Annotated in this window: 10 protein-coding genes and 1 pseudogene; 9 read left to right on the forward strand and 2 right to left on the reverse strand. The window is 65.4% G+C overall.

Translation table 11 applies throughout. The features are described 5' to 3' along the window. Positions 1–43 precede the first annotated feature (43 nt). The gene (gene argJ / locus ABF990_RS12600) at positions 44–1,285 is read right to left on the reverse strand and encodes a bifunctional glutamate N-acetyltransferase/amino-acid acetyltransferase ArgJ (RefSeq protein ID WP_415500821.1); all 1,242 of its coding nucleotides are present in this window, start codon (positions 1,283–1,285) and stop codon (positions 44–46) included. 87 nt (positions 1,286–1,372) lie between these two features. Continuing rightward, a complete protein-coding gene (locus ABF990_RS12605) occupies positions 1,373–2,302 on the reverse strand; it encodes a peptidylprolyl isomerase (protein WP_415491995.1) in 930 nt (309 codons plus the stop codon). 254 nt (positions 2,303–2,556) lie between these two features. Here ABF990_RS12605 and secA point away from each other — a divergent pair, with 254 nt between their 5' ends. The 9 genes and pseudogenes from secA to ABF990_RS12650 form a co-directional block, all read left to right on the forward strand. Next, positions 2,557–5,283 carry a preprotein translocase subunit SecA gene (gene secA, locus ABF990_RS12610; RefSeq protein WP_415506631.1) on the forward strand — a complete coding sequence of 909 codons (2,727 nt, stop codon included), beginning with the start codon at positions 2,557–2,559 and terminating at the stop codon, positions 5,281–5,283. Positions 5,284–5,342: 59 nt separating this feature from the next. After that, positions 5,343–6,092, forward strand: coding sequence for a YebC/PmpR family DNA-binding transcriptional regulator (locus tag ABF990_RS12615; RefSeq protein ID WP_415500999.1), 750 nt, complete (start codon positions 5,343–5,345; stop codon positions 6,090–6,092). Positions 6,093–6,094: 2 nt separating this feature from the next. Continuing rightward, entirely contained in the window at positions 6,095–6,601 is a 507-nt protein-coding gene (gene ruvC / locus ABF990_RS12620) for a crossover junction endodeoxyribonuclease RuvC (RefSeq protein WP_415491999.1), read from the forward strand. Next, positions 6,598–7,206: a Holliday junction branch migration protein RuvA gene (gene ruvA / locus ABF990_RS12625; protein WP_415500998.1), complete on the forward strand. Its 609-nt coding sequence runs from the start codon at positions 6,598–6,600 to the stop codon at positions 7,204–7,206. Before ruvC ends, ruvA begins: the two co-directional genes overlap by 4 nt. Continuing rightward, positions 7,203–8,285 (forward strand): Holliday junction branch migration DNA helicase RuvB, encoded by a 1,083-nt coding sequence (gene ruvB, locus ABF990_RS12630; RefSeq protein ID WP_415500997.1) that lies wholly within the window; start codon positions 7,203–7,205, stop codon positions 8,283–8,285. Before ruvA ends, ruvB begins: the two co-directional genes overlap by 4 nt. Before the next feature lie 137 nt (positions 8,286–8,422). After that, positions 8,423–8,836, forward strand: coding sequence for a YbgC/FadM family acyl-CoA thioesterase (locus ABF990_RS12635; protein WP_415500996.1), 414 nt, complete (start codon positions 8,423–8,425; stop codon positions 8,834–8,836). Between the two features lie 121 nt (positions 8,837–8,957). After that, positions 8,958–9,677: a protein TolQ gene (gene tolQ, locus ABF990_RS12640; protein ID WP_415492004.1), complete on the forward strand. Its 720-nt coding sequence runs from the start codon at positions 8,958–8,960 to the stop codon at positions 9,675–9,677. 3 nt (positions 9,678–9,680) lie between these two features. Then, on the forward strand, positions 9,681–10,109 hold the full coding sequence (tolR, locus tag ABF990_RS12645; protein WP_415492005.1) for a protein TolR: 429 nt from the start codon (positions 9,681–9,683) through the stop codon (positions 10,107–10,109). Positions 10,110–10,144: 35 nt separating this feature from the next. Beyond that, positions 10,145–10,390, forward strand: a pseudogene (locus ABF990_RS12650) (energy transducer TonB); the annotation flags it as partial.

Here is a 10,390-nt window from a genome sequence, read left to right on the forward strand (position 1 = left end):
GGAGACAGGCCGCGCGCGGAGCAGGAAACAGGCCGTGCGCTGCCTAGCTTCGGTAGGAGCCGTTGATGTCAATATAGCCATGGGTCAGGTCGCAACTCCAGACCTTCGCGCATCCGTCACCCAGGCCCAGATCCACGGCAATGTCGATTTCCTGGCCTTTCATGTGCGCGACCACCGGCGTTTCGTCGTACCCTTCGGTTACGGTGCCGTTGCGGGCAATGCAGACGCCGCCAATGGACACGCTCAGCGTATCGCGGTCCGCCGGTTCGCCGCATTTGCCCACGGCCATGACAATGCGGCCCCAGTTCGCGTCTTCCCCCGCGATGGCGGTTTTCACCAGCGGGGAATTGCCGATGGCCATGCCCACCCGCCAGGCCGATGCGTCAGACACCGCGCCGCTGACCGAAATGGTCATGAGCTTGGTCGCCCCTTCCCCGTCGCGGATCACCATCAGCGCCAGCGTGTGCAGCACATCGTTCAGCGCCGCGCGGAAACCGGCCAGTTCTGCGCTGTCGATGTCTGTCGTGGCCAGCGGGGCATTGCCCGCAGCCCCCGTGGCGAACAGCAGCACCATGTCGGAGGTGGAGGTATCGGAATCCACCGTGATGCAGTTGAAGGTCTTCTGCACCCCGGCGGCCAGCAGGGCCTGCAGCACGGGTGCGGGCAGGGCGGCGTCGGTCGCGACAAAGCCCAGCATGGTGGCCATGTCGGGGGCGATCATGCCGCTGCCCTTGGCCATGCCCTGAATGACAACCTCCGCCCCGCCCAGCGTGGCGGTGCGGACCGCGGCCTTGGGGAAAGTGTCCGTCGTCATGATCCCGCGCGCGGCACTTTCCCATCCTGTGTCGGACAGGGCCGCATGCAGGGCGGGCAGGGCGGCCGTAATGCGTTCGGCGGGCAAAATTTCACCGATCACCCCGGTGGAGGCCAGATAGACCTGCTCCGGCGCGCAGCCCGCAAGGTCCGCTGCCGCGCGGGCCGTGGCCTCGCAGGTTTCGCGGCCGGCGCGGCCGGTAAAGACATTGGCGTTGCCCGCGTTCACCACCAGGGCGCGGGCCTGCCCAGCCGGCAGGATGGCGCGGCACCAGTCCACCGGTGCTCCGGGGCATTTGGACTGTGTGAAAACCCCGGCAACCGTCGTGCCGGGTGTGAATTCCGCCAGAACAAGGTCTGTCCGGCCCTTGTAGCGGATCCCCGCTGCCATGGCCTGAAGGCGAACGCCGCGAACGCTGCCAAGCTCAGGCATGGGCCGGGCAAGGGGGGATGTGGCGATGATCTGCGCCATCTGGCGGAATCCTTGGGTGTCATCATGACCATGCCCCCGCACCGGTTCGGTACGGGGGCATGGCGCATGCGGGGCTTGTGTAAAGGCTTATTTGGGGGCTGCGGCCGGTGCGCCGGCGGGCGCGTCGGCCAGGGCCTTGCCGGTGGACGGGTCGAAGCGGACGATCTTCACGCCGCTTGCAGCCTTGGCCACGGCTTCACGCACATACTGCTGGATCAGCGCCTGGCGGATGTTGTCCTTGACGGCATCGAAGGTGGGCACCGGCGCCACGCGCGTGTCCAGGATCTGGATGACATGATAGCCGTACTGGCTCTTGACCGGCGTGCTGCTGATCTCGCCCTTTTTCATCGCGAAGGCGGCGTCGGAGAACGCGGGGATCATCTTGCCTTTGGTGAACCAGCCAAGGTCGCCGCCGTTCTGTTCGGCGCTGCCCTTGTCGGTGGAAAGCTGGGCCGCCAGCTTGCCGAAATCGGCCCCGGCCTTGAGCTTCTTGATGACGTCCTGGGCTTCGGCCTCGGTCTTCACCAGAATATGGCGAGCGTGCACTTCCTGTTCGGGTGCCTTGTGCGCGTAGTTCTGGTCGTAATACTGCGTCATGGCGGCGTCGGTCAGGTGCGGCATGACCTGCTGGGACAGCCAGGCGTTCTGCAGCGCGTTATTCGACGCGGCCGTCATCAGCTTTACGGTGTCGGGCTTCTTGTTCAGGCCCTCTTTCTGGGCGGCGAGCAGAATGGCCTTCTGGTCCACAAGCTGGTTGATCAGCATGGGAATGATGACGTTGGGCGGAAGCTGGCGCATCTGGGCCGGGATGGAGGTCGCCGCATCCTGCACGTCCGCAAGGGTGATCTTGTCGCCGTTCACGCTGGCCACGACCGTCTTGGGGTCGAGCGGCTTGCTGTCGGCCGGGGCGGCCGCCGGGGCAGGCGTCTGGGCCGCGGCGCGCGGCAGGGGCATGAGGGCAGTGGAGCCGACCAGGGCCGTCGCCGCCAGTCCGAATGCGTAGGATGTAAACCGCATGATGGTGAAAACCTTGAAGCCGTAAAATACAGTCCGACATGTATGAAGGACGCCACCCGACCCGGCAAGCCCTGTTGCGGGCGCAAAAGGGCGGAAAAGGCGCGAAAGCGTCTGGGTTGGTTGACCGCAAACCGGCCCGGTCCTATTTTGCGGGGCAAGCCACGCCCAGCCCAGCCTGCGCCTGCTCTGGTTCCGCCATGCCCGGCGGGGCGCAAGGCCTTGTTTACAGGCGGTTTATTTCCGGAAAGGTGTTCATGCTTTCTCGCTTCGTCCGCGCCCTGTTCGGCACTGCCAATGATCGGACGCTGAAGGTTTTTCAGCGTCGGGTGTCGGAAATCAATGCGCTTGAACCGCAAATGCAGGCACTGGACGATGCCGGCCTGGCCGCCAAGACAGTGGAATTCCGCGACCGCCTTGCCAAAGGTGCGACGCTCGATGACCTGCTGCCAGAAGCCTTTGCCCTGACGCGTGAGGCATCGCGCCGGGTGCTGGGCATGCGGCATTTCGATGTGCAGCTTATCGGCGGCATGGTCCTGCATGCGAACCGCATCGCGGAAATGCGCACGGGCGAGGGCAAGACCCTTGTGGCCACTCTGGCGGTCTATCTCAGCGCGCTGTCGGGCAAGGGCGTGCATGTCGTGACCGTGAACGACTACCTGGCCGCGCGCGACGCCGCCGAGATGGGGCGCCTTTACGCGTTCCTGGGGCTGAGCACGGGCGTGATCGTGCCCAACATGCCTGACGACGCCCGCCGCCAGGCCTACGCCGCCGACATTACCTACGGCACGAACAACGAATTCGGCTTCGACTACCTGCGCGACAACATGAAGTACCAGCTCGGCGAGATGGTGCAGCGCCCCTTCCACCACGCCATCGTGGACGAGGTGGACTCCATCCTCATCGACGAGGCGCGGACCCCGCTCATCATTTCCGGCCCGGCGGAGGACAGTTCCGACCTGTACCGCGCGGTGGACAGCGTGGTCGCGCAACTGGTGCAGGACACCACCGCCTACGAGAAGGATGAAAAGTTCCGCACCGTCATCCTGACCGAGGGCGGGTCTGACACGGTGGAAACCCTGCTGCGTGACGCCGGCGTGCTGGGCGAGGGCGACCTGTACGACCTGCACCATGTGGCTGTCGTGCACCATGTGCAGCAGTCCCTGCGCGCGCATACGCTGTTCACGCGCGATGTCGATTATATCGTGCGCGACGGCAAGGTGATCATCATCGATGAATTCACCGGCCGCATGATGGAAGGCCGCCGTTATTCAGACGGTCTGCACCAGGCGCTCGAAGCCAAGGAACATGTGGAAGTCCAGCAGGAAAACCAGACCCTGGCCTCCATCACCTTCCAGAACTTCTTCCGCCTGTATCCGCGCCTGTCGGGCATGACCGGCACGGCCATGACCGAAGCCGACGAATTTGCCGAGATCTACAATCTGGACGTGGTGGCCATTCCCACCAACCGCCCGGTCTCGCGCAAGGACGAGGATGACGAGATCTACCTGACGGAAGCCGAGAAGTTCGGCGCTGTCGTCAAGCTGATCCGTGAGGTGCATGAGCGCGGGCAGCCCATTCTGGTCGGCACCACCTCGATCGAGAAGAGCGAGGCCCTGTCCGACCTGCTCAAGCGCGAAGGCGTGCCCCACAACGTTCTCAACGCCCGTTTCCATGAAATGGAGGCCAGGATCGTGGCGCAGGCGGGTGCCCCCGGCGCGATCACCATCGCCACCAACATGGCCGGGCGCGGCACCGACATCAAGCTGGGCGGCAACGTGGAAATGCTGATCGCCCAGGAACTGGGTGACGCGCCGGAGTCGCCCGAACGCGCCGCAGCCGAGCAGGCCATCCGCGACCGGGTGTCCCGCGATCACGAAATCGTGCGTGCGGCGGGCGGTCTGTACGTGATCGGCACCGAGCGGCACGAAAGCCGCCGGATCGACAACCAGCTGCGCGGTCGCGCCGGGCGGCAGGGCGATCCGGGTAATTCGTGCTTCTTCATCTCGCTCCAGGACGACCTGATGCGGATCTTCGGGTCCGACCGCATGAGCGGCATGTTCCAGAAAATGGGCATGAAGGAAGGCGAGGCCATCGTTCATCCGTGGCTGAGCAAGGCGCTGGAGCGCGCGCAGAAAAAGGTCGAGGCCCGCAACTTCGACATGCGCAAGAACACGCTCAAATACGATGACGTGATGAACGACCAGCGCAAGGAAGTGTACGCCCAGCGCCGCGAGTTCATGGCGACGGAGGATGTCTCCGCCATCGTGGCCGAAACCCATGACGAGGTCATAGACGGGCTGGTGGCCCGCCATGTCCCCGAAAAGGCGTTTGCCGAACAATGGGATGTCAAGGGCCTGACCGAGGCCGTCAGCAAGACGCTGGCGCTGGACCTGCCCATTGCCGACTGGGCGGCCGAGGACGGCATGGATGCTGAAGGCCTTGCCGAACGGATCGGCCAGGCGCAGGCGCAGGCCCAGGCGGCGCGGGCCGCCAATATCGGCCCCGACCTCATGCGCTTTATCGAAAAGCAGGTGCTGCTCACCACGTATGACGCGGTGTGGAAGGAACATCTGCACGCGCTCGACCAGCTCCGGCAGGGGATCGGCCTGCGCGCTTACGGGCAGAAGGACCCGCTGAACGAATACAAGCACGAGGCCTTCGTGCTGTTCACGTTCATGCTGGAGGAAATGCGCGAACGCGTGGTGTCTCTCATGGCGCGGGTCGAGGTGGCCCCCCCTCCCGTGGCGGCGGACCCGTTCGCCGACACGGCGGCCATCCATGCCGACCCCGAAATTCAGGGCTATGCCTCCGAACCGGGAACGGGGCTGACACCGGGGGCCGCACCCCAGATGGTCCAGCCCATAGGGGCCAGCGCCATCATGCCCGACGACCCTTCAAGCTGGGGGGAAACGCCGCGCAACGCCCAGTGCCCGTGCGGTTCGGGTAAAAAATACAAGCATTGCCACGGGCGGGTGAGCTGACCCGGCCCGCCGGGGCTTTCCGGCCGGTGTGGCAGACAGGACAGACGAGGTAAGGGAACATGGCTGGTCATTCCCAGTTCAAGAATATCATGCACCGCAAGGGGGCGCAGGATGCCCGGCGGGCCAAGCAGTTCGGCAAGGTGATCCGCGAACTGACCGTGGCCGCGCGCGAAGGCCTGCCCGACCCCGCCGCCAACCCGCGCCTGCGGGCGGCCATTGCCGCCGCGCGTGAGGTGAACATGCCCAAGGACACGATCGAGCGTGCGATCAAGAAGGCCACGGGTGCCGGTGGTGGCGACGATTACGTGGAAGTGCGCTACGAGGGCTACGGCCCGGCCGGGGTCGCGGTTATTGTCGAGGCCCTGACCGACAACCGCAACCGCACCGCGTCGGACGTGCGCGCCGCGTTTTCCAAAAGTGGTGGCTCGATGGGGGAAAGCAATTCCGTCTCCTTCATGTTCCGTCGTCTGGGTGTGATTACCTACCCGGCATCCGCCGCCACCGAGGACGATATGCTGGATGCCGCGATCGAGGCCGGGGCCGAGAACGTGGCCACCACCGCAACGGCGCATGAAGTCACCTGCGAGGTGGAATCCTTCTTTGCGGTGCGCGACGTGCTGGAGACCCGCTACGGCGAGCCCGAAAGTGCGAAGCTGGACTGGCGGCCCGAGAACACCGTGACCCTGGACGAGGAAAAGGCCCGCAGCCTGTTCAAGTTCCTGGATGTTCTTGAAGACAATGACGATGTGCAGAACGTCTACGCCAATTTCGACCTGCCGGACGACCTGGCGGAAAAACTGTCGTCCTGACGGTGGTGCGCCTGCTCGGCATTGATCCCGGCCTGCGGTTTACCGGCTGGGGCGTGATCGATGTCGAAGGCAACCGGCTGCGCCATGTCGCCAATGGTGTGATCGCCACCAACAGTGCCGACAGCGTGCCCGACCGCCTGAAAGTCCTGCACGAAAACCTGCTGGCCCTGATCGACAGGCTCAACCCCGTCGAGGCGGCGGTGGAGGAAACCTACGTCAACCGCAACGGCACCGCGACCCTCAAGCTGGGCTATGCCAGGGGGGTGGCGCTGCTGGCTCCCGCGCTGGCCGGGCTGGTGGTTGCCGAATACGGGGCCCTGTCGGTCAAGAAGGCGGTGGTGGGCACGGGCAGTGCGGATAAAAACCAGGTGGCGATGATGATCCAGCGCCTGCTGCCCGGTGCGGAAGTGATCCGGGCCGACGCGTCGGACGCGCTGGCCGTGGCCATCTGCCATGCGCACCACCGGGCCAGTGCGCGCCATGTTGCAGCCGGGGTAAGAATGGCATGATTGCGTTTTTGTGCGGGCTGGTCATTCAGGTCGATCTGGGCAGTTGCGTGGTGGATGTGAACGGCGTGGGCTACCTTGTGGCAGCCTCAACCCGTACGCTGGCGGCCCTGCCCCACCCGCCCGAAAAAGCGCGCCTGCTGGTCGAGACCGTGGTGCGTGAGGACGCCATCCTGCTCTATGGCTTTACCGAAAGCGCCGAACGCGAATGGTTCCGCCTGCTGACCGGCGTGCAGGGTGTGGGGGCCAAGGTGGCGCTTGGTATTCTGTCCACGCTGACCCCGTCGGAACTGGTGGCGGTGCTCATGGCGTCCGACAAGGCCAGCCTGACGCGCGCGCCCGGTGTGGGTGGCCGCCTGGCAGACCGTATCCTGACCGAACTGCGCGACCGCGCGGGCAAGATGCCGGGCAACGCGGCGGGGCTGAGCGTGCCGCTGGTCGCTACCCATGCGGGCGGGATCGAGGCCGACGCGCTGATGGCGCTGGCGGGGCTGGGTTTTCGCCGGGTGGAAGCCGCCCCCGTGGTCCGGCGGGTGCTGGAGAGCTATGGCGATACAGCGACACTGGACCATGTGCTGCGTGACAGTCTGAAGGATCTGGCGAAATGAACCCCGATTTCACGCCCGAGCGCGAGATCGACGCGGCCCGCCACGGGGACGACGCGGGCGAGGCTGCCCTGCGCCCCCAGACCCTGGCCGATTTCACGGGCCAGAAGGCCAGCCGCGAAAACCTGTCCGTTTTCATTGCCGCGGCCCGGCAGCGCGGGGATGCGCTGGACCATGTGCTGCTGCACGGCCCACCGGGGCTGGGCAAGACCACGCTGGCCCAGATCGTGGCGCGCGAACTGGGGGTGGGTTTTCGCGCGACATCGGGGCCGGTGATCCAGCGCGCGGGCGACCTTGCGGCCATATTGACCAACCTGCAGCCGCGTGACGTGCTGTTCATAGACGAAATTCACCGCCTTCAGCCCGCCATCGAGGAAATTCTCTACCCCGCCATGGAGGATTTCCAGCTTGACCTGATTATTGGCGAAGGCCCGGCGGCGCGGTCGGTGCGGATCGACCTGGCCCCGTTCACCCTTGTGGCCGCTACCACGCGCGCGGGGCTGCTGGCGACCCCGCTGCGCGACCGGTTCGGTATTCCGCTGCGGCTGGTGTTCTACACGCCCGAGGAGCTGTGCCGTATCGTGGCGCGTGGGGCCGACAAGCTGGGGTTCGACCTTTCGGCGGGCGGAGCCATGGAAATTGCCCGCCGTGCGCGCGGAACGCCGCGCATCGCGGGCAGGCTGCTGCGCCGCGTGCGCGATTTTGCCTCGGTATCCGGCCAGGGCGGGCCGGTGGGCGCTGAACTGGCCGACGCCGCCCTGAACCGGCTGGAAGTGGACGCGCTGGGGCTTGACGGCATGGACCGGCGCTACCTGCGCCGCATTGCGGAATACCACCATGGCGGCCCAGTGGGGGTGGAAACCCTGGCCGCCGCTTTGGCGGAGTCGCGCGATACGCTGGAAGATGTGATCGAGCCGTATCTTATCCAGGAAGGGCTGGTGCTGCGGACCAGCCGCGGGCGCGTGCTGGGCGAGCGGGGCTGGCGGCATCTGGGCCTGAACCCGCCCCCGCGCGATACGGGTATGGGTGAGGAGACACCACCCCAGCTTGATCTTCTGGCCGGGGATGAGGACAAGGACTAGCAGGCCGCGGTGTAAACTCCCGGCCCCTGATTGGCGCGTGGGGTTAAGTGGCGCGTGGGGTCCGCTCCGGGAGCGGGCGGTCCATGAGCTGCGGCGCAGAACCGTGTAAAAGGCCATGAAGGCCGTAAGGACCGGGCATGAACGTACACACAATGGATTTGCGGGTGTATTACGAAGATACCGATGCAGGCGGTATCATGTACCATGCGCGTTATCTGGCCTTTGCCGAACGCGCCCGCACGGAAGCCATCCGCAGCAGGGGCATGCCCGCCTCCGAACTTCTGCGCGAGTACGGGCTGGTGTTCATCGTGCGTGATGCCCGGCTGTCCTACCGCGCGCCCCTGCGGCTGGATGATGTCGCAACCCTGACAACCCGGCTTATGACACTGGGTGCTGCAAGCTGCACGCTTGAACAGATCGTGACCCGTGGCCCCGATCTGTGCGCCACGGTGGAGGTGGGTCTGGCCTGCGTTCGCGCAGCCGACGGGCGTCCTGCCCGATTTCCGCCTCCATGGCGTGCTCTGTTGCAAAAACTGGCGGTCGGGGACTGAAAAGCCCCTCTTCTGCTTTGTTCGGGAACACAGTAAGAAACAGCAGTTGTTGGGCCATATCAGGTCATGCCCGAGTCGCAGACCGGCGGACCGGGCGCGGGTGTAAAGGCAGGAGGCATTATTGGATCGTGCGGTTGATGCGACTAATCTCGGCGTAGCTGCGGCGGGAGACCTGTCCGTTTGGACACTGTTCGCCAACGCTTCGGTGGTGGTCAAGCTGGTGATGCTGGGGCTGCTTTTCTGCAGCATCATGGTATGGGCGATCATTTTCGCCAAGATTGTGGTCCTGCGGCGGATCAACCGCGAAGCAACCGCGTTCGAGGACCGGTTCTGGTCCGGCGGCGGCCTGGACGACCTGTACGACAGCGACGGCGCCAAACCCACCAACCCGATGGCCGCCGTGTTCGGCGCGGCCATGGGCGAATGGCGCCGTTCGGCCCGCATTCCCGGCGTGGACCTGGTGCGTGGCGGGGTGAAGGAGCGCGTGGACCGCGCCATTGGCATTACCATCACCCGGGAAATGGACCGCCTGCGCCGCTGGGTGATCTTTCTGGCCACCGTCGGCCCGGTAGCCCCTTTTATCGGGCTGTTCGGCACGGTGTGGGGCATCATGCACTCGTTCAGTTCCATCGCGGCCGAGCACAACACCAATCTGAGCGTCGTGGCCCCCGGTATTTCCGAAGCGCTGTTCGCGACCGCCATCGGGCTGATCACGGCCATTCCGGCCTATGTGGCGTATAACGTCGTCAGCAACAGTCTCGACCTGTTCCAGGACCGGCTCGAAGGGTTCGGCACCGAGTTCGCGGCCATTCTCTCCCGCCAGTCCGAAGAAAGGGCCTGAGGCATGGCAATGTCCGGAGGGGGCGGGGGGCGCCGCAGGCGGCCCATGGCCGAGATCAACGTCACACCCATGGTGGACGTCATGCTGGTGCTGCTGATCATTTTCATGGTCACGTCCCCCATGATGACCAGCGGCGTAAACGTCGATCTGCCCAAGACCGATGCGCGACCGGTCAATGCCGACACCAAGCCGATTACGGTGTCCATCAAGGCCGACGGCACGCTCTTTCTGGGCGATAACCCCGTCACCCCCGATGACATCGTGGCGCAGTTGAAGGCTGCCTCCAACAACGACCAGACCCATCGTATTTTCGTGCGGGGTGACGCGCATATCGATTACGGGCGTGTCATGCAGGTCATGGGGCAGATCACGGCGGGCGGCTTTACCCACGTGGCCCTGCTGGCGCAACAGCCGGCCAGTGCCGGGCATTAAGTTCCCTATACGGGCGCAGAGGTAAGACAATGCCCATGGCACGGCCACGCCGGTCCGAACAGATTTTGCTCCGGCGCTCCCTGTATCTGTCAGGTGGGGCGCATATTGCGCTGCTGGTTGCGCTGCTGGTCAGCCTGCCAGCCCCCAAACCGCCCGAGGAACCGGCCCCCGCTCCGGTCGAAATGGAATTCGAGGCCTCCGACACCAGCGGTGGCGGGCCGTCGGCCAAGGCTGACCAGCCTTCCCCCGAACCCCGGCCCCCTGCTCCGGCGGAGCAGGAC

Source organism: Acetobacter sp., assembly GCF_047723915.1.
Lineage (GTDB): Bacteria > Pseudomonadota > Alphaproteobacteria > Acetobacterales > Acetobacteraceae > Acetobacter.

What these genes read in the sequence shown, in the direction of transcription:
- ABF990_RS12635 (WP_415500996.1), top strand. Translation starts at nt 8,423, where the DNA reads ATGAACGTACACACAATGGATTTGCGGGTGTATTACGAAGATACCGAT.
- argJ (WP_415500821.1), bottom strand. Translation starts at nt 1,285, where the DNA reads ATGGCGCAGATCATCGCCACATCCCCCCTTGCCCGGCCCATGCCTGAG.
- secA (WP_415506631.1), top strand. Translation starts at nt 2,557, where the DNA reads ATGCTTTCTCGCTTCGTCCGCGCCCTGTTCGGCACTGCCAATGATCGG.
- ABF990_RS12615 (WP_415500999.1), top strand. Translation starts at nt 5,343, where the DNA reads ATGGCTGGTCATTCCCAGTTCAAGAATATCATGCACCGCAAGGGGGCG.
- ABF990_RS12605 (WP_415491995.1), bottom strand. Translation starts at nt 2,302, where the DNA reads ATGCGGTTTACATCCTACGCATTCGGACTGGCGGCGACGGCCCTGGTC.
- tolR (WP_415492005.1), top strand. Translation starts at nt 9,681, where the DNA reads ATGGCAATGTCCGGAGGGGGCGGGGGGCGCCGCAGGCGGCCCATGGCC.
- ruvB (WP_415500997.1), top strand. Translation starts at nt 7,203, where the DNA reads ATGAACCCCGATTTCACGCCCGAGCGCGAGATCGACGCGGCCCGCCAC.
- ruvA (WP_415500998.1), top strand. Translation starts at nt 6,598, where the DNA reads ATGATTGCGTTTTTGTGCGGGCTGGTCATTCAGGTCGATCTGGGCAGT.